Genomic DNA, 18,445 nt, shown 5'->3' with positions numbered 1-18,445 from the left:
GCAAGCTCACTCCCACAGTTCAGATAGCAATACAGATTAATATCGGTTTTTATGTTTTCCATTCTGATAATTCAGATAGGAAGCGCTTTTAACGCAGATATTTATCGGCTATAACGTCGACCCTACGTCATCGGTCGTCCACCTGCACGGCCCACTCAAACCTCGATGGCTCACTGGAGTCCTGATTAGATGACCACGCTCAACAGCACACCACGCGCCGATGGTTTTTACATGCCCGCCGAATGGGCGCCGCAGACCCAGACCTGGATGGTCTGGCCTGAGCGCCCGGACAACTGGCGACTGGGCGGCAAGCCGGTGCAGACCGCTCACGTGGCTGTGGCCAAGGCCATCGCCCGCTTCGAGCCGGTGACCGTGGCCGTGTCCGCTGCGCAGTACGACAACGCCCGCGCGCGTTTGAACGTGCCGAACATCCGCGTCGTCGAGATGAGCAACGACGACGCCTGGGTGCGCGACACCGGCCCTACATTCGTCATCAATGACGAAGGCGAAGTCCGCGGCGTGGATTGGGGCTTCAACGCCTGGGGTGGTTTCGACGGCGGGCTGTATTCGCCGTGGAACCTGGATGAACAACTGGCCAGCAAGGTGTTGGAGATCGAGCGCTGCCCGCGCTACGTTACCGAAGATTTCGTGCTCGAAGGCGGCTCGATCCACGTCGATGGCGAAGGCACACTGATCACTACCGAGGAATGTCTGCTCAATCGCAACCGCAACCCGCACCTGTCTCGCGAAGAGATTGAAGCGGTGCTGCGCGATCATTTGTCGGTGGAAAAAATCATCTGGCTGCCGGACGGTCTGTACAACGACGAAACCGACGGCCATGTGGATAACTTCTGCTGCTACGTGCGCCCAGGCGAAGTGCTGCTGGCCTGGACCGACGATCCGAAAGACCCCAACTTCCCGCGCTGCCAAGCCGCGATGGGCGTTCTGGAAAACACGCGTGACGCCAAGGGCCGACCGTTCATCGTGCACAAGATGCCGATTCCGGGACCGCTGTTTGCTACCGAAGAAGAGTGCGCGGGCGTTGATCAGGTGCACGGCAGCCAGGAACGCAACCCTTCGGTGCGTCTTGCTGGGTCGTACGTGAACTTTCTGATCGTCAATGGCGGCATCATTGCGCCGAGTTTCGACGATCCCTTGGATGAACAGGCGCGGCAGATCCTTCAGCGGCTGTTCCCCGAGCACGAGATCGTCATGGTGCCGGGCCGTGAGCTGCTGCTGGGCGGCGGCAATATTCACTGCCTGACCCAACAACAGCCGGCGCCTCAGCGTCGCTGAGTTGGTTCACTTCTTGCTGTGATCAAGCCCATCGGACGATGGGCTTTTTTGTGGGTAGCGTTTTCTCGCCCGGCGGCTAATAAAGTTGCGCAGGGTTACCCAACGGCTACCGCTTTGCTCCGTCTGTAACAAAAGCGCTGTAGATTTGGCAGCCAAGACGCCAAGAGGTTATCCCTATGAACGCAGGTTATCAGTCGCGTGTGACTCGAGGTTTGTCTGCGAGCAGTGAAGCTCGGCAGATGATGGCGGACTGGCTACGGATAACCCAAGCCCCCAAGAGTCAGGCTCCGGATTATCGGACCATGCTCATCCAGCGCTACCCCAGTGGCCTGATCAACGACGCCGAAATCGAGGCGTTGCTGGGCATATTGCACAGCTGACGCGTTCGCCTCTGCGAGTTCGGAGAGGCGTGTTCACTCGTCGTTTTGGTATTCATCAAATTGACACTCATCTAAGCCGGGGATAGCATTCCCGCCTTAACCGCCTGTGGCCAAGCGCCATGTACGTGCATCAGTAGTCCACTGCGATGATTTCGTGCGGGCTTCCGGGACTGTCATCAGTCACGGGAGACGCAATTACCTGTCTGGGTATTGCCACGGCGCGCGATCAATCTGCCAACAAGGACAACAATGATGAAACAACGTATCGGCATGCTCGCTATGGGCATCCTGGCCGCCACCCACGCCATGGCTGACGGGCAAGCGGACTCCAAAGGCTTTGTCGAAGACAGCAGCCTGAAGGTCAATCTGCGCAACGCCTACATCAATCGCGATTACAAGCACGACGGCCCTCAGGACCGCGCCGAATGGGGTCAGGCCTTCATGGCCAACTATTCGTCGGGTTACACCCAGGGCACCGTTGGCGTCGGTGTCGACGCTTTCGGTCTGTACGCTGTGCGTCTGGACGGCGGCAAGGGTAAAAGCGGCGCGGGTGGTATCGACTTCTTCAAACAGGGCGACAGCGGCAACGCGGCTGACGATCTGCAGCGCTTTGGCGGCGCGGTCAAATTCCGCGTCTCCAACACCGAACTGAAATACGGCGACATGATGCCGCAGCTGCCGATCCTCAGTTACGACAGCTCGCGTCTGCTGCCCGAAACTTACACCGGCACCATGATCACTTCCAAAGAGATCAAGGACCTGGAACTGGTAGCAGGCCGCTTCACCGCCCAGACCCGCAAGAGCGCCGAAGGCCGCGACAGCGGTGACCTGAAGAGCATCAACGTCTACGGCGCCAGCTACAAATTCACCGATGCGTTCAGCGCGGCGTTCTATGCGTCCGACGACGAAGACGTGCTGAAAAAACAATACCTGAACCTGAACTACGTCTGGGCCTTGCCGAAAGATCAGTCGCTGACCTTCGACTTCAACGGCTACAAGACCAAGCTGGACAAGGACTTCGCTGTCGACGACGCACGTGACAACAAGATCTGGAGCCTGGCCGCCACTTGGGCCGTGGGCATCCACTCCTTCACCGTCGCGCACCAGCGCAGCACCGGCGAAACCGGCTACAACTACGGCGGCTACCGCAACAATGGCGGCACCGGCGATGGCGGCAATACCATCTACCTGGCCAACTCCTACTGGTCGGACTTCAACGGCAAGGACGAGCGTTCCTGGCAGCTGGGCTACGGCGTGAACCTGTCCACGGTGGTTACTCCGGGCCTGAGTTACAAGGTCGCTTACGTGCGCGGCGACAACATCGACGACGGTTCCGACCGTGGCCGTGGCGAAGAGCGCGAGTGGTTCAGCCAACTGACCTACGTCGTTCAGAGCGGCCCGGTCAAAGACCTGTCCGTGCGTCTGCGTAACTCGTTCCTGCGCGTCTCCAACGATGTGGATAACTACAACGTCGGCGGTAACGAAACCCGTATCTTCATCGACTACCCGATCAACGTTTTCTGATGTTGAACGGCTGTTGAGCTGAAGCTGCAAAAAACGCCCTGGTCGAGAGATCGGGGCGTTTTTGTTTGGGTTATGGAGTTTTTTTGGTAAATCTGACAACGGGTAGTATTTATGTATTGTTTCGCAGCGTTTTGATCGGCGTACAATGCGCCATCGTACCGTCTATGCTCCTGACTCTCCGGGACTAAACTACTGCTCATGTCTAAAGCCATACGTAATCGCCTGATTAACGCCATCGTGTTCTTTGCCAGGAATACCGAGTGCTGCGGCAAGATCAAGTTGTTCAAGCTGCTTTATCTGCTTGATTTCGAGCATTTCAGGCTGACCGGGAAAAGTGTCACCGGATTCGAATATCAAGCCTGGAAGTTTGGTCCGGTGCCGGTCGATCTGATGGAAGAGTGGGAGGACCTTGGGCCGGATCTTGCCCAGGTGGTTCGCATCGTGCCTCAGCGTGTGCTCGATTTTGACCGAATGCAGGTAGAGGTTTTGCCTGGCGTGGAATACGATCCGGACGATTTCACCAAGCGTCAGCTGACGATCATGCAGGACTTGGCTACTCGCTATAGAAGCACTTATTCGCCGCGCATGATCGACGTGACTCATGAGCAGAATGGTGCATGGGACAAGGTCTGGCGAGGTGGGCGCGGCAGCCACGAAGTTATTCCGTACGCACTTTCTATTGCCGATGATGCCCTGGACCGGGCCGGGTTTCTGAGGGTGGCGACCCAGCAGGCGATGTATCAGTCGGCTCTGGAAGCCGCACGCATCAACGCCGGTGCATGATGGCGACAGTGACTGCTGTGGCCGGTCAGATCTGGTGCGATGATTGCTACTACTTTGACAGCGTGACAGGCGAGTGCAAGCGCAAGTTCGTTCTGGTGCTGGCGGTCGATTTGAACTCAGGCGATCTGGTCACTGCCGTCTTCACCTCAAAATCTCACGGTCTCGTAGAAGAGCCGGCTTGTTTCCTTGGGCCTCCCCGTGCGGGGTATTACGTCGGCATTCCGGGGCACAGCCTTTCACTGGAAAGCTGGGTTGAGTTCAGCAGCGTCGATACGCTGGATGTCGAGGATCTAGCTATCCATGTAACCAGCGGACGCAAGCGTTTAATAGGTCAGCGCCTTGAGGATTCCCTATTTTGTGCCGTGCTCAGGTGCGTCCTGCAGTCGCCCGATATCACCCGCAGGCAGTCGAGATGGGTGGCTGATACCGCAGCTGCATTGGGCTGCGCGTAAGGGACCGCTGTAGCGCCCTTTTGGGCGCCATGGTTACCATTGTTCACCTCTAATGTCATCGGTCACACCTCATGGCCCTCGCCGCCCCGCCCGACCTTTCCAACACAACCGTTCCCGTACAGCGTGTGTCGCGCACGTATCCGCGGGGCTTGTACATCGAGCCGCACGAGCATGACTGGGGACAGGTGTTGTATGCGATGTCGGGGGTGATGTGGGTCGAGACGCCCAACGAGGCGTTGGTAGTGCCGCCGCAGCGTGCGGTCTGGTTGCCGCCGGGTGTGCCTCATGGGATTCGTGTGGTTTCGGATCTGGAGATGCGCAATATCTATCTGCGCCCGGCGCTCGCCCGGACGCTCGAGTCTACCGTTCAGGTCTTCGAGGTGGCGCGGCTGTTGCGTGAGTTGATCGTCAATCTGGTCGCCGAGCAGGATAAGGATTCGGAGTATTACAGCGCGCTGGTCGGTCTGGCGCTGCTGGAACTCAAACGGGCCAAGCGCTCGCTGCTCAAGGTGCCGATGCCCGACGACAGCGACCGTCGATTGATGAACGTCTGTCAGGCGGTGATGATCGAGCCTTCCATCGATGTGCCATTCGAGCAGCACGCGGAGAATGCCGGCGCCAGCGTCAGGACCCTTTCGCGCCTGTTTCAGGGCGTGCTCGGCATGGGTTTCGCCGAGTGGCGCAGGCAAGTGCAACTGGCGACGGCGGTGGCCGAAATCATTCAGGGTGTGCCGGTCAGTGCCATCGCCCGGTCAATGGGTTACTCCCCCAGCAGTTTCAGCGACATGTTCCGCCGTGAGCTGGGCGTGGCACCGTCTCAGTATCCCCTCGGCGAACAGACGAACTGACACTCCCTGCAGCAGCCCGGCTTGTCGGCGGTAAAGACTTTACGAACGCCACGTCCGACAAGCCGTTCCGCTGCAGGGTTTATCACTGTCCGAAATTCAGAAGTACATGGCCGGTAGACTTTTCCTCCCTTCCTTAAACTCCGGTCATCGCCAATCGCCGTCATCACGCAATCAAGCGTCTACGACGCCAGGCCCCTGGAGTTCGTCATGAGCTACATCATTTCACTGGCAATCGGCATCGCCGTCGGTTTGCTTTACGGCGCCCTCGACTTTCGTTCGCCAGCGCCGCCACTGGTCGCGCTGGTGGGCTTGCTGGGCATGCAGGCAGGGGAAAAGCTCTGGCCCATGGGCCGCCAGCTGTTCGCCAATCTGATTTCCTGAATCTAACGATTGCCGCTTCTCAACTCTGGATATGAACAACATGAAAGCACTGCAATTTTCTCGAACCGGCGACCTGGCTGCGCTGGAAGTCGTCGAGCTGCCAACCCCGGTCCCTGCGCCAGGCGAGATACTGGTCCAGATCAAGGCGGCGGGTCTGAACCCCAGCGACGTGAAGAACGTCCTGGGCCGCTTTCCCTATACCACCTTGCCGCGGGTGCCGGGCCGCGATTTCGCAGGTATCGTGGTCGAAGGCCCGCAGGAACTGATCGGTCAGGAAGTCTGGGGAACAGGCAACCAGATCGGCTTCTCGCGCAACGGCTCGCACGCCGGTTACATCACCCTGTCGGCCAAAGGGGTGGCGCTCAAGCCCAAATCCCTGAGCTTCGTGCAGGCCGCCAGCTTGGGGGTGCCTTACACCACGGCCTGGGATGCGCTGGAGCGCAGTCTGGTCGATGCCAATACCCGCTTGCTGGTCATCGGTGCCAATGGTGCCGTCGGCAGCGCCGCCATCGCGTTGGCCAAAGTGCGTGGTGCGCAGGTGCTGGCGGCGGCACGTCGTCCGGAACAGGTCCAGGCGCTGGAGGATCAAGGCTACAACGCCATCCTGCTGGGCAAGCCTGAAGAGCTGTCGGCGCAGGTAAACGCTGTATTCCCGGCCGGTGCAGACGTGATTTTCGACACCACCGGCTTCTGGCTGCCTGCTTCGGTTCAAGCTTTGGCGCCTTTCGGCCGCATCGCCATCATTGCCGCGCCGGTGGACGGTCACGTGCAATTGCCGGCGCTGGCGCTGTACCGCAAAGGCGGCTCGGTGGTAGGGATCAACTCGCTGCTGTACGGCGTCGAAGCCTGTGCACGTATGCTGGAGCAGTTCGGCAAGCTGTTCGACGAAGGGAAATTGCCGTTGCCGACGGGGTTGCTGGAGACGCCCCTGGAAGAAGGGTTGGCGCGCTACGCCGAAGTGAATCAGGGCGGTGCGGACAAGGTGATTCTGTTGCCTTGATTCCACGATCCACCGGGCAGCGGTAACGGTCGCTGCCCGACGTCACCACACCGGCAGGTCCTTCAGATACCCAGCCTCAATTCGCTTGGGGGTGCCGTTGGCTTCCAGTCTGTCGAAGGCTGTTCTCAAACGTTCCACCATCTGCGTGTCGCAGTCCTTGGAGCACGCCAGATAGATGTTCGCCGTCATCAGCACGCGACTCATCACCAACGGGCGGTCGCTGATCTGCTTCCAGATGTAGCGGGTTTCCGGGACTCCGTTGAACCAAGCGTCGACCCGCCCCTTGAGCAGCATCCTTGCCGGGTTGTCCCCAATCTTCAGCGGGTAGATCTGCGACGCGGGAAAGCCTTCTTCGCGAAGGCGCGTTTCCTGCGCCGTGCCGATTCCCACTGCGATCAGCCTGAAGGCTTTCCTGGCTTCATCGAAACTGTCGACGCGCCGATCAAGGCTAAAAAACGTCCTGTCCATCGTCAGCAGCGGAGCGATCCAGGTGAAGTTGTCTTCGCGGCTCTGGGTGCGTGTGAGCGGCGCAATCAACAGACCCTTGCCCGTACTCACCTCGCGTTGTGCTCGCGGCCACGGCAGGGAGAGAAAATTGGCCGAATATCCGGCCATCGTCAGGGCCTCAAGCGCGATATCACCGATGATCCCGTGCTGTTCAGCCTGATTGATCATGGTCAGCGGCGGTGCTTGCGGGACATAGAAGTCAACGGTGGGTGCGGCTACGGAAACGGCAGACCAGCCCCAGAGCACGCCGACAGCGTAACGGATACAGCGGGAAATCCATTTCATGGCAGCAGCGCTCAAGGTAAATACAGGGCCTGGTCAGGGCAGGCCTCTTGCCTGGCTTGCGAGTCGGGCTGGCAACCGCTCGTCGTTTGCTGGAAGGGTTAAAACGGGATTCGATCACAAATGACGCTGGGTCAGGTCTTGTTGTGCTCGTTGGTATAGCGACCGCTCAGCACCCAGCCATCGTTAATCAGTGTTTCGAGCCAGTCTTCGTACGAGTCATCGACATCCAGCAGATTCATGAACTGATCTTCGATATGGCAACGAAAGGTCTGTTCCTCGACGTTCCATTCCACTTCCCGGATTTTCCAGGCGAGCTGGACGGGTAGCTGGATATTCAGGCCGTGAAACGGCACGAACGGCAACTCAACCTCATACAGAAGCTTCGACCATTCAGAGGAAATCTCGGGGGTCTGATGAGTCCAGACGTACTTGATCAATCGGACTTTATGCACGGTTGGGCCTTCTCTCGTGTTTCGGGACGCGGGTCGCGGTCGCTTGGTGCAAAGGCGATGGCCCGTCAGGAATGCCTATACGTTACTAGATGGGCGCGCAATCGGGGAGGGGGCCAGCGAGATCGGCATGTGGATGCTGCCCCTGGATCCGAGGGCCAACGAGCTGAGCGTGGCTGTTGGCGGCGGGTTGCCGACGTAAGCTATTCAATCTCGGTGCCTTCTTTTAATTAGCGATATTTATTCACCCCGCGGTCGGTTTTCTGTCTGAAAGCAGGTTTTACCTGCCGGTATCCGTCGTTGTTTTGCGTGTATTCTTCCTCGTCCGTTGGTCGAGAGCCTTTCCATGCTGCACAAGAATCTCATCCGTCGTCTTGATCTCATCACCCTGAAGCTGTTCGTCGCGGTGTACGAAGAGGGCACGCTGACCCGCGCGGCGGCACGTGAAGCCATTGCCGTTTCAGCGGCAAGCAAGCGGCTGATGGAATTGGAAGAGGTACTGGGCATCGGCCTGTTCGTGCGCAACTCCAAGGGCATGGTGCTGACGGCGGCGGGCGAAACGCTGTTGCATCATGCTAGGCGTATGCTGTTCGATCTGGAGAAAATGGGCCTTGAGCTCGACGAACATCTGCAAGGCATGCGCGGATATGTGCGCATGCTGGCAAACCTCTCGGCGATCATTCAATTCCTCCCGGAAGACCTGCATGAGTTCACCGCCAGCCACGAGCGGGTCAAGGTCGATCTGGAAGAGCGGCCCAGCAATGGCGTGGTGCAAGGGCTGATCGATGGCGTCGCCGATATCGGCATCTGTTCCGAAGACACCGACGTACAAGGCCTGCACAGCGTTCCTTATCGGCACGATGAGTTGGTTGTTGTCATGCGTGCGGACCATCCACTGGCCCGGTTGAGCGAGGTGGTGTTCGAAGACACGCTGGGCAGCGATCACATCGGGCTGCACGCTGCCAGCTCCATCAACATGCGCACTCACACCGCAGCCCGGTCCCATGGCAAACCGCTGCGCGTGCGCATTCATGTGCCGGGATTCGACGCCATGTGCCGCATGGTTCAGGCCAACATGGGCATTGGCGTGTTGCCGCGCAAGGCGTACGAATTGCTCGGTACGCCGCTGGGCCTCACCGCTGTGGCCCTGAGCGATTCGTGGGCGCAACGCACGCTGATCCTGGTGGTGCGCGACAAGGCCGCGTTATCGCCGGTCAGCTTGCTGCTGTTCGAGCACCTGCAGCAGCACCTTCGCTAGCGTTCGCGTTTCGCGAACGCCCCTTGCCAACTTACGGTTGGATTTGCCCGACGTCGGTCCTCTAGTCTTGGCGACAAATTCCAAGAAACACTTGAGGTATTCGCTATGACAGGCCCCCTGAACGGTGTGCGCGTGATTGAAATCGGCACATTGATCGCAGCGCCTTTCGCCGCACGCCTGATGGGCGAATTCGGCGCCGAGGTGATCAAGATCGAATCGATGGGGCAAGGTGACCCACTTCGTAAATGGCGAAAGCTGCACGAAGGCACCTCGCTGTGGTGGTACCTGCAATCACGCAACAAGAAATCCCTTTCGCTGAACCTCAAATCCCCCGAAGGTATCGAGATCGTCAAGCGCCTGGCTGAAAACGCCGACGTGCTGATCGAAAACCTGCGCCCCGGTGCGCTGGAAAAGCTCGGCCTTGGCTGGGATGTCCTGCACGCCCTGAACCCCAAACTGACGCTGGTGCGTATCTCCGGCTACGGCCAGTCCGGGCCTTATCGCGACCGTCCCGGCTTTGGCGCCATCGGCGAGGCCATGGGTGGCATTCGCTACACCACCGGCACACCTGGATCGCCGCCAGCCCGGGTGGGCGTTAGCCTTGGCGATTCCCTGGCCTCGATGCACGCGGTAATGGGCGCGTTGATGTCATTGCTGCGGGTAAAGACCGGGCAGGGCGACGGCCAGATCGTCGACGTGTCGCTGGTCGAAAGCGTGTTCAACCTCATGGAAAGCCTGGTGCCTGAATACGACATGCTTGGTCATGTCCGCGAGCGCAGCGGCGGGGCCTTGCCGGGCATCGCGCCTTCCAACACCTACCCGACCGCCGATGGCGCATACGTGGTGATCGCCGGTAACAGTGACCCGATCTTCAAGCGCTTGATGGCCACCATCGGCCGCCCTGATCTGGGCGAAACCCCGGAGTTCGCGCACAACGACGGTCGCGCCGCGCAGAGCGAAATGCTCGACGCCACGATCAGCGCGTGGTCGTCCAGCCTGCCCATCGAAGACGTGTTGCAGGCGCTGGAACTCGCTGAAGTACCCGCAGGACGCATCTATAACGTCGCCGACATCGTCGCTGACCCGCATTATCAGGCTCGCGAGATGATTCTCGACGCACAACTGCCGGGTGGCGCCCAAGTGAAAATGCCGGGCATCGTGCCCAAGCTTTCTGAAACACCGGGTTCGGTGAACTGGCAAGGACCTGCGCTGGGCCAGCACACCGACAGCGTTCTCGGCGATCTGGGCCTGACCGCTGCCGATATCGCGCAACTCAAGACTGATGGGGTGGTGCAATGATTACCGATTTTTCCGAGCGCCTGATCGTTCAGGAAGTTTCGCCACGTGATGGCCTGCAGATCGAGCCGACCTGGGTCGAAACCGCAGACAAGATCGACCTGATCAACCAACTTTCTCTGGCCGGTTTCAGCCGCCTCGAGGCCGGTTCTTTTGTTTCGCCCAAAGCCATTCCGGCACTGCGCGATGGCGACGAAGTGTTTCGTGGCATCGAACGGCAGCCGGGCGTGATCTATGTGGCTTTGATCCCGAACCTCAAAGGCGCACAGCGCGCGATAGACGCGGGCGCCGATGAGCTGAATCTCGTGATGTCCGCCAGCCAGACCCACAATCTGGCGAACATGCGTATGCGTTGCGAGCAGTCGCTCAGCGGCTTCGGTGAGATCGTATCGCTGGTTTCGGGCAGCTCGCTCAGCCTCAACGGTTCAATCGCCACCACCTTCGGCTGCCCGTTCGAAGGCAAGATCGACGAAGACCGCGTGCTGCAGATTGTCGACGCTTATCTGGAACTGGGCATGCAAGGCATTACCCTGGCCGACACTACTGGCATGGCAAATCCGCGTCAGGTGTATGGCTTGGTGCAGCGTGTACTGACGCGCGTTCCAGCGTCGGCGCTGACCTTGCATTTCCATAACACCCGAGGCCTGGGTTTGAGCAACGTGCTGGCAGCGTATGAAGCCGGTGCTCGGCGTTTCGATGCCTCGCTCGGCGGGCTCGGCGGCTGCCCGTTCGCCCCCGGCGCTTCGGGAAATATCTGCACTGAAGACCTGGTGAACCTGTGCGACGAGATGGGCCTCGAGACCGGTATCGATTTGCCTCACTTGCTGACACTGTCGCGCCGTTTGCCCGCGCTGCTCGGCCACGAAATGCCGGGTCAGGTCGCCAAGGCTGGACGCAACTGTGACCTGCACCCCGCGCCGGAGAACCTGCCGCTTTAACTGAACAGGAACGAACCCGCCCCCGCGTAAGTTCGTCCAGACAACAAAAACAATAGGGCTCCCCCTGGGACGTCCCACTGGAGTTACCGCAATGACTATTTCTGTTCTGAACCCGAACAGCAGCCTCGCCGAGGTCGTGAGCGCCGAGAAAGCGCTGATCCGCAAAGTCGCGTGGCGCCTGATGCCGCTCATCATGGTCTGCTATCTGTTCGCGTTCTTCGACCGCATCAACATAAGCTTCGCCAAGTTCCAGCTACAGACGGACCTGAGCCTGAGCGACACCGCGTATGGCCTGGGCGCGAGCCTGTTCGTCATCGGTTACGTGCTGTTCGAAGTACCGAGCAACATCATGTTGTACAAGGTCGGCGCTCGTCGCTGGATCGCCCGCATCATGATTTCCTGGGGCATCGCGACGGCGCTGATGGTGTTCGTCAACGCGGAATGGCAGTTCTACGTGCTGCGTTTCATCATCGGCGCGATGGAGGCCGGTTTCGCACCCGGAGTGCTGTTTTATCTGACGCTCTGGTTCCCGCAAACCTACCGCGGCCGCATCACCTCGGTCCTGTTCCTTGCCTCTGCATTTGCAGGGCTGCTCGGCGCGCCAATCTCCGGTCTGGTGATCGGCCACATGGACGGCGTGATGCAGATGCGCGGCTGGCACTGGCTGTTCCTGTTGGGCGGCCTGCCTTGCATCGCGCTGGGTATCGCGGTGCTGAAGATCCTCAAGGATCGCGTCGCTGACGCGCACTGGCTCACCGAAGCCGAGAAGACTTACCTCTCCAGCCGCATCGCCCAGCATGAACCGAACAAACACGGCTCCCTGCTGACAGCCCTGAAAATGCCCGGCTTCCTTATGCTCGGCCTGATCTATTTCTTGATCCAGGTGGCGTCCTACGGCCTGAACTTCTGGGCGCCGCAGCTGATTCGCAGCGCGGGTGTCGAAAGCCCGGTCATCATCGGCCTGCTCACCGCGATTCCGTACATCTGCGGCGCCATCAGCATGATCGTCGTCGGTCGCTTGTCCGATGCCAGCGGCGAGCGTCGCAAGTTCGTCTGCGGCCTGGTCGTGCTCGGCGCCATCGGTTTCTTCTGTGCCGGCATCTTCGCCCAGCACACCAGCATGCTCATTGTGTCGTTGGCCATGCTCGGCGGCGGTATTGTCGCTTCCATCCCCGCCTTCTGGACCCTGCCACCGAAACTGCTGGCCGGTGCTGGCGCAGGCGCGGCGGGCGGCATCGCGCTGATCAACACCCTGGGCCAATTTGGCGGCATCGTCAGCCCGATCATGGTCGGCAGTATCAAGGACCTGACCGGGAGCACGACGCCTGCGCTGTACGTCATCGGCATAACCAGTGTGATTGCGGCGGGGTTGTTGATCTGGGCGCTGCCTGAGAAGTTACGCACGTTGGACAAGAGCCAAGATTAAGACGCTCAGTTACACAAACAAAAACGCCCCGGACTTCCGGGGCGTTTTTTTATGCGAATGGCTTACACGGTCGCGACGACCTTCGCAGCCGGTTGGGTCCGGCGGCCCAGAACGCCTGCACCCGCAGCCACGAGACCCGAGATGATCAGCGTGATCAGCAACAGCCAGCTGGCCTGCGAAACACGTTTGGCAGCGACATCAGCGGCTTCGCGCGCCTTGCGCTCTGCGTCGGCTTTGAGCTCTTGATACTTCGCATAAGCCTGGTGATAGGCCTGCTGCGCCTGATCGACCATCTGATTGGCTTCGGCATCGGATTTGCCGGTGCGTGCCTTGATCAAGTTGACGAACGCCTCGCGGTCAGCGGCATCCCACGCCTGGTCACCTTTGGCCTTGATGCGATCGAGCAGACCACTGAGTTGCGAATCCGTCGACTGCGGATTCTGCGCACTGCGCTGTGCCGTGTTCTTCGCATCCTGGCCAGTCGCTTTGGCTTCCTGTTTCACGGTGTCGGGGTTCAACTCCGGTTTACCGGTCTGGCGCATCGCGGTTTCGAGTTCGCCCTGAATGTCATCCAGATTGAAATCGATTCCCTGTTTGCGCAGTTGGTCCTGAACCGTATCGCCCAGACGCGGCGCAACCTGCGAAATACCGCTACCCACAGCCGACAGGCCGCTGCCCGCCAGATTGAGGCCGCTGCTGACGATGCCCGTTACAGCGCTCGACACCAGATACAGGGTCACCAGCGACGTGGTCGCCCACACCAGCAGGCCATGCATCGCGCCCTCACGCTGGGCCAGACGCCCCGCCACCCAGCCGCCGACAAACAGCGAGATGATCCCGCTGGCGACGACCCAGATGGCTGTGCCCTTGCCCAAACCGTCGAGTGGGTTGCCTTCCTGCAGCGGGTCGATGCTGGCCGTGCCTATCGCCGTGCCTAGCAGGTTCAGAATCAAGGACACCACCATCGCCAGCGCAACGCCTGCGAAGATAGCGCTCCAGGAAATACGTTTGAGCAGCGGGGCCGAGGTGACGTGCGTCTCGGGATATACCACAGGGTTGGTGCGGTCATCAGTGATCATGGGTGAGGCTCCTTCGCAAAGCTCCCTGGTTTTACTTGCTGCGCCTGAGGTCAGGCGCAGCTCCTTGGGGTGGGCCAGTCTTAGTTATGCAGCTCTGCCGGGACGTTGCCGCCATTCTCAGCCAGCTTCCTCAAGACAGCCTTGTGCAGCGCCTGATTTTGCTCGGCAGTGCCCTCGTAGGCGCCGAGCCCGACGTCTGCAGCCAATTGCTTACGGTTTTCCAGGCTGCTGTCGAGGCCCAGGACCTTCAATAAATCGACGATGGACGTCCTCCAGTTCAGGCCCGGGTGTTGAGCGGACAGCGCTTCAAGCTTGGCACTGACGTCCACCGGCGTAGCGGTCGTTGTCGCAGTCGTCGGGGCGCCCGTGACAGGAGTCGTGGTCCCCTGGGGCTGAGCGACACTTGGATCGGAGGCAGTTTGAGTGCTCGCATCGGCATGGCCGATACCCAGTGCAGACAGAATTTTATTGAAAAAGCTCATGGTTATTCCCTTTTATAAGTGGTCGATCTATCCGGTGCTGGTCGGTTGATACACCCACCTTGAAGTTCTCACCGAGATGCGTGATGTCAAACAGCTACTTCAGCGCGACAACTATCAGTCAGTACAGTTTTCTCGCGATTAGAAGACTAAGCACTACAGCAACTACTTCTAAGCACGCGAACCTGCTCCTGCACACAATGTTTAACGGCCGCTGGCAACGCCAAGGTTAAGCTTCCCCTCCTACACTGGCCAAAGCCGCAGCGCCGGTGCATTCAGGGACGGTCGGGACGTCCTCCGTTGCTGAAAGTGGCATCGTCCCGCCCTTGTGCGTTAGCGCTATCCGTCAATTTGTGACAACTGAACATCAGCTCTTGCCGCTATTAACTGGAGTTGCCTGTTCGCGGTTCGGTTCCAACTAATATCAGGCACTGAAGCTTATCGGACGAATGGTAGAAATTCGCTGAGTTGGTTAGTGGCCTATCTAAGTCCGCTTCAAAATGTATAGCCGAGCTATCGCACGCGTGCAATCGGATGGGCGCGACAGCGAGGTGCGCGCCGCGCATCGGGCATCGGGCATCGGTGAGTAATATCGTGAGCGCGGATTTAGGCGCGACGGGATAGGACAGGCGATAAACGTCTTCCCGGCAGCCCGACCTTTCGTGAATGCATTTGCACCGTTCTGGCTTGGGTGGGAAACGTGTGAGCTGGGTGAGGGGGATGATTACTTGTCTGAGCCGCCGCGGGAGAGGCGGCCCAACGTCACGCTTAGCGCGCAGCCTCGCCACGAACGGCCAGGCCCGCAATCGAAGCTTCTACCAGCGCTTTAGCGGCTTCGATGTGATGCACGACCGATCTGGCCAAAGGCCGGAATTCTGCCGAGGCGTTGTCTGCTGCTTCATAAGCCGTGGCAGCGGCGCAGTTCAGGTATTCGGATACAAGCGTGAGCGCGTCATCGACCCTGATGCCCGATTGAACGTTGAAGAGGCTCTGGTTGCCGAAGTCGACACCGAAGGGGGTGGATTGAGTGACAGGGATTTCGGGGGGATGAGGGGTGGATCTGATCATCGGGGGGTTCCTTTTGTTGGCTGAGCCGACACCCCTCTGCTGTCAATCAGAATAGGTGGCAGCCGTACGTGGGTTGACAGACCAGCAACCACCCAAACTGGCGCACACGAGTGTGCCCCGCGTACAGCCGCCATGACACAGCCAACAGATGCACGATCCGTTACTGATTGGCGCGTTACGTTTGGGAGTTTGGTCGGTCTGTCAAAACCGGTCGTTGTAATCAACGACGCGGAGGAGGGTATGCCGCGATCCACAAAGCCGCAACGCGCCGGGCAGGATAGCTACAAATTTCAGAAGCGTCCTACAGCTGTGAAACGTTTTTGTTCGGGGATGTGTCTTTAAACGGCTCCAGTTTTGCTGGCACGTAGGCCAAAGAAGCTGATATGGAACGCTATAGCAATCTCAGTGGAGATCAGCTAATCGGATGCGGGGTCTTTAGTCCTGCTCCAAGGCCCATCAGGAGAACAGCAATGGACGCACTCACCCAAACGCTCAAACAAACAATCGAATCCGCAGACCGGGCCATCACGGCGCAAGACTACGACGCACTCATGCAGTTCTATGCAGAAGATGCAAGCCTGGTGGTCAAGCCAGGGTTGATCGTCACAGGCAAAGCCAACATCCGCCGAGCATTCATAGCTATCGCCGAGCACTTCAACCACAGCATCGTTGTCACCCAGGGAAAAATGCAGGTCATACCGGGCGGTGACGTCGCCCTTGTGATCATGGAGACGCTGCTACACGCCACCGACAACACCGGCGCACAATTGGAAATCACGCGCCGAGCGACCTATGTCTTCCGACAGGTCGCGCAGAAGTGGTTGTGCGTCGTGGATAACTCCTATGGCACGGCGCTGTTGGATGAGGACGTTGAGGTCTAGAAACGAACAGGCGCGCGTGTTGGCGAAACTATAAAAGGTGGGGGCCGATGGTTGGTTCGAAATTGATGTGAGCCTGGATGACACGCCCTTACGTCAAACTTCATTGACGTACCATCCATCGTCAACCTCATTAGGCTGCAACTCGCAAATTATTGCTGCTTAAGTGTTAATTTTATGTGGCTTTCATCTTTTAACCCGCTTTCGGAAACAGTGTTACCTTCTAAAGCTTCTCGTCCGAGTCTAAGAACTATTTGGTCCTTTGACACGTTTGTGGCATCCGCTACTTTCTGCTTTAAGGTATCTAACGAATCCTGCGGCTGTACTGAGATGTTATGTTCCAATCCATCTAAAGCCATGACGTAAATTTGCATCGGTATCTCCCTGATTTCATGCATAGGAGATTTTAAGATAGCACCGAATTTCATCGGAAAAATCCACCGCAGGTGCCATCTGTCGATTGTTGCACTAACAGAGTTATGATTTCGAAATAACAACGCGCATTAATAATTGCGACGCGCTATAAGGTTTTTCAACCTGAGGTAATGTTAGGACGCGAATAAATATCCATCGCACGGTCATACGTTCTACTGGCGCTTGGTCAAACCGGATTGCAGAATGAGCGCCCGTCAATTTCCGATGGAAGAAACGGGCAAAAGGTTGGCGCAAGGATAACCAAGCGGATAAGTTGCCGCAGGGCGGGAATGAAAGGGGATGACTTGCCGCAGTGGGCAATCTGGTAGAAGTCGGCACCCAACACATTGCTGTGACCGTGCGATGCCGGGTTTGCCGGCATGTTTGGATGGATTCGCTAGTCGAAGCGAATTGCAGGCATCTTACGAGACTACGCTTGCTTATTACGGCACTTCAAAAGCCAAAACAGTGTCAGCGCCGTCGGCCAAAACATTGTATTGAGAACGTCGTGAATGCTCGCTTGCCAGCGCCAGTATCCAAGGCTTTCAATATCGTCTCGTCTATCTACCCACTCACCAGCACACGCGATGATAAAAACAACCAGCCAACCAATGTACGGTCTGAATCGTCGGCTAATGGCGATCAGAATTAAATAGACCGCCATGCCCACATAGATGTGCAGCGCGGCTTTTGACAGGCCGGTTGCCGACACAATGGCAAGTTTGATGCTTTGTGCGGTTGAGGTGTCCATATCAATTTTGCCTCTCTACGCCAGTGCCAAGCTTCGCCTTTCACCCGAGTAACGTTAACCCCATTTGGTTGGCGAACTCATACGGAGTGACATGCTCCTGCTGGGTGGGTTCAAATATCGGCTCCACCAGTTCATGATCACTCTGCGCTCTTTATGAACTCTGCCTTGTGCATGTGGCGGCGAAGACGTTGTTGCGTTCTTTGTAGCTCATCCGCCTTTCAATGGCAGTCTCGGCCGACAATCCTGATTCAATCAATGCGCTTCATGCCATCGAGCGTAAGACAGCGCCGCCGATTTCGGTTTGATGTTGAAACCCATATTTCGGAGCGCGCTTTCCCCAGTGCCGCGCCTGAGATCGAACTCGCTTCAGCGAGCAAGGCGTAGTTCGCTGGAACGCACGGCAACGTGCAGCGAGAGGAAAATGCGCGTCCTCAGGTGGCTCACCTCGGACGGAACGCCAAAACGAAAAAAAACGCCAAGGGGGGTTTTTCGAGGGTTCCAGAGATTTTGTAAGCCTTCTTTGGAACCTTGTATGGTGCGGCACCAGGAGTCGAACCCGGGACCTACTGATTACAAGTAAGACGGTCTGAACATTGAAATCAATGGCTTACGTGATCCCTTGTTACGTGTGGACTCGACAGGACACGCCTGAATGCGCGGCCTTCGTGATCCTTGTTACGCTTGATCTGCTTCGCGGGCAAGGTCGCAAATCCATACGCCTGGCAGATATCTAGGCGGTTGTTGTTAAAAGATCGGTCCAGTTCCGCCGCTTGAAACTCACAAAATCTACTGAGCGGAGACGCTGCATGCCCGCCGCTACTAGAATAGTGACCTTGGCGACAAATTTCTTGGCCGATTGTTGTTCTTTATCCATGAATCGCCCCTGGTTTCATAGACACCTCCAAGCCTCATAATGAGGCCCAAATAGGAGGTGCCATGAGTCGTCAGCGTTA

Annotated in this window: 21 protein-coding genes and 1 pseudogene; 13 read left to right on the top strand and 9 right to left on the bottom strand. The window is 58.2% G+C overall.

What is annotated here, in order from left to right; genetic code table 11:
* Window positions 1–189 precede the first annotated feature (189 nt).
* From aguA to CE491_RS12705, 8 genes are all read left to right on the top strand, one after another.
* On the top strand, window positions 190–1,296 hold the full coding sequence (gene aguA, locus CE491_RS12740; protein WP_110948707.1) for an agmatine deiminase: 1,107 nt from the start codon (window positions 190–192) through the stop codon (window positions 1,294–1,296).
* A gap of 176 nt (window positions 1,297–1,472) precedes the next feature.
* Entirely contained in the window at window positions 1,473–1,676 is a 204-nt protein-coding gene (locus CE491_RS12735; protein ID WP_110948706.1) for a hypothetical protein, read from the top strand.
* Between the two features lie 249 nt (window positions 1,677–1,925).
* On the top strand, window positions 1,926–3,200 hold the full coding sequence (locus tag CE491_RS12730) for an OprD family porin (protein ID WP_110948705.1): 1,275 nt from the start codon (window positions 1,926–1,928) through the stop codon (window positions 3,198–3,200).
* Window positions 3,201–3,479: 279 nt separating this feature from the next.
* Window positions 3,480–3,983, top strand: coding sequence for a Panacea domain-containing protein (locus tag CE491_RS12725; protein ID WP_199885085.1), 504 nt, complete (start codon window positions 3,480–3,482; stop codon window positions 3,981–3,983).
* A gap of 8 nt (window positions 3,984–3,991) precedes the next feature.
* Window positions 3,992–4,435, top strand: a complete 444-nt coding sequence (locus CE491_RS12720; protein ID WP_199885084.1) for a hypothetical protein — start codon at window positions 3,992–3,994, stop codon at window positions 4,433–4,435.
* Window positions 4,436–4,506: 71 nt separating this feature from the next.
* Window positions 4,507–5,283 (top strand): AraC family transcriptional regulator, encoded by a 777-nt coding sequence (locus CE491_RS12715; RefSeq protein WP_110948702.1) that lies wholly within the window; start codon window positions 4,507–4,509, stop codon window positions 5,281–5,283.
* Window positions 5,284–5,490: 207 nt separating this feature from the next.
* Window positions 5,491–5,664, top strand: a complete 174-nt coding sequence (locus CE491_RS12710; RefSeq protein ID WP_110948701.1) for a DUF1427 family protein — start codon at window positions 5,491–5,493, stop codon at window positions 5,662–5,664.
* A gap of 40 nt (window positions 5,665–5,704) precedes the next feature.
* The gene (locus CE491_RS12705) at window positions 5,705–6,664 is read left to right on the top strand and encodes a quinone oxidoreductase family protein (protein WP_110948700.1); all 960 of its coding nucleotides are present in this window, start codon (window positions 5,705–5,707) and stop codon (window positions 6,662–6,664) included.
* Window positions 6,665–6,706: 42 nt separating this feature from the next.
* On the opposite strand, the gene CE491_RS12700 is transcribed toward CE491_RS12705, so the two are convergent.
* Complete coding sequence (locus tag CE491_RS12700; protein ID WP_110948699.1) at window positions 6,707–7,456, bottom strand: substrate-binding periplasmic protein; 750 nt, start codon at window positions 7,454–7,456, stop codon at window positions 6,707–6,709.
* 131 nt (window positions 7,457–7,587) lie between these two features.
* Window positions 7,588–7,908, bottom strand: a complete 321-nt coding sequence (locus CE491_RS12695) for a hypothetical protein (protein WP_199885083.1) — start codon at window positions 7,906–7,908, stop codon at window positions 7,588–7,590.
* A gap of 343 nt (window positions 7,909–8,251) precedes the next feature.
* On the opposite strand from CE491_RS12695, the gene CE491_RS12690 reads away from it, so the two are divergent.
* The 4 genes from CE491_RS12690 to CE491_RS12675 all read left to right on the top strand — a co-directional run bounded on the left by CE491_RS12690 (window position 8,252) and on the right by CE491_RS12675 (window position 12,823).
* Window positions 8,252–9,163, top strand: coding sequence for a LysR family transcriptional regulator (locus CE491_RS12690; RefSeq protein WP_110948697.1), 912 nt, complete (start codon window positions 8,252–8,254; stop codon window positions 9,161–9,163).
* Between the two features lie 105 nt (window positions 9,164–9,268).
* Window positions 9,269–10,462, top strand: coding sequence for a CaiB/BaiF CoA transferase family protein (locus CE491_RS12685; RefSeq protein WP_110948696.1), 1,194 nt, complete (start codon window positions 9,269–9,271; stop codon window positions 10,460–10,462).
* Entirely contained in the window at window positions 10,459–11,397 is a 939-nt protein-coding gene (locus tag CE491_RS12680) for a hydroxymethylglutaryl-CoA lyase (protein WP_110948695.1), read from the top strand. Before CE491_RS12685 ends, CE491_RS12680 begins: the two co-directional genes overlap by 4 nt.
* Before the next feature lie 91 nt (window positions 11,398–11,488).
* Window positions 11,489–12,823, top strand: a complete 1,335-nt coding sequence (locus CE491_RS12675) for an MFS transporter (RefSeq protein ID WP_110948694.1) — start codon at window positions 11,489–11,491, stop codon at window positions 12,821–12,823.
* 62 nt (window positions 12,824–12,885) lie between these two features.
* Here the strand turns inward: CE491_RS12675 and CE491_RS12670 are convergent, their stop codons facing one another.
* From CE491_RS12670 to CE491_RS12660, 3 genes are all read right to left on the bottom strand, one after another.
* Window positions 12,886–13,902, bottom strand: coding sequence for a TIGR04086 family membrane protein (locus tag CE491_RS12670; protein WP_110948693.1), 1,017 nt, complete (start codon window positions 13,900–13,902; stop codon window positions 12,886–12,888).
* 80 nt (window positions 13,903–13,982) lie between these two features.
* Window positions 13,983–14,384, bottom strand: a complete 402-nt coding sequence (locus tag CE491_RS12665; RefSeq protein WP_110948692.1) for a DUF3597 domain-containing protein — start codon at window positions 14,382–14,384, stop codon at window positions 13,983–13,985.
* Window positions 14,385–15,149: 765 nt separating this feature from the next.
* Window positions 15,150–15,449: a DUF6124 family protein gene (locus tag CE491_RS12660; RefSeq protein ID WP_234407585.1), complete on the bottom strand. Its 300-nt coding sequence runs from the start codon at window positions 15,447–15,449 to the stop codon at window positions 15,150–15,152.
* A gap of 470 nt (window positions 15,450–15,919) precedes the next feature.
* Here CE491_RS12660 and CE491_RS12655 point away from each other — a divergent pair, with 470 nt between their 5' ends.
* Window positions 15,920–16,330 carry a YybH family protein gene (locus tag CE491_RS12655; protein WP_110948691.1) on the top strand — a complete coding sequence of 137 codons (411 nt, stop codon included), beginning with the start codon at window positions 15,920–15,922 and terminating at the stop codon, window positions 16,328–16,330.
* 149 nt (window positions 16,331–16,479) lie between these two features.
* On the opposite strand, the gene CE491_RS12650 is transcribed toward CE491_RS12655, so the two are convergent.
* The 4 genes and pseudogenes from CE491_RS12650 to CE491_RS30250 all read right to left on the bottom strand — a co-directional run bounded on the left by CE491_RS12650 (window position 16,480) and on the right by CE491_RS30250 (window position 18,366).
* Window positions 16,480–16,755 (bottom strand): ubiquitin-like protein, encoded by a 276-nt coding sequence (locus CE491_RS12650; RefSeq protein WP_110948690.1) that lies wholly within the window; start codon window positions 16,753–16,755, stop codon window positions 16,480–16,482.
* Window positions 16,756–17,171: 416 nt separating this feature from the next.
* Window positions 17,172–17,492: a hypothetical protein gene (locus CE491_RS12645; RefSeq protein ID WP_110948689.1), complete on the bottom strand. Its 321-nt coding sequence runs from the start codon at window positions 17,490–17,492 to the stop codon at window positions 17,172–17,174.
* 32 nt (window positions 17,493–17,524) lie between these two features.
* Window positions 17,525–17,924: pseudogene (locus tag CE491_RS30745) on the bottom strand (hypothetical protein); the annotation flags it as partial.
* A gap of 298 nt (window positions 17,925–18,222) precedes the next feature.
* Complete coding sequence (locus CE491_RS30250; protein WP_199885082.1) at window positions 18,223–18,366, bottom strand: hypothetical protein; 144 nt, start codon at window positions 18,364–18,366, stop codon at window positions 18,223–18,225.
* Window positions 18,367–18,445 lie beyond the last annotated feature (79 nt).

The sequence above is a fragment of the Pseudomonas bohemica genome, assembly GCF_002934685.1.
GTDB lineage: Bacteria > Pseudomonadota > Gammaproteobacteria > Pseudomonadales > Pseudomonadaceae > Aquipseudomonas > Aquipseudomonas bohemica.
Note: the sequence above shows the minus strand (reverse complement) of the source record. Positions and strands in the feature narration are given on the sequence as shown.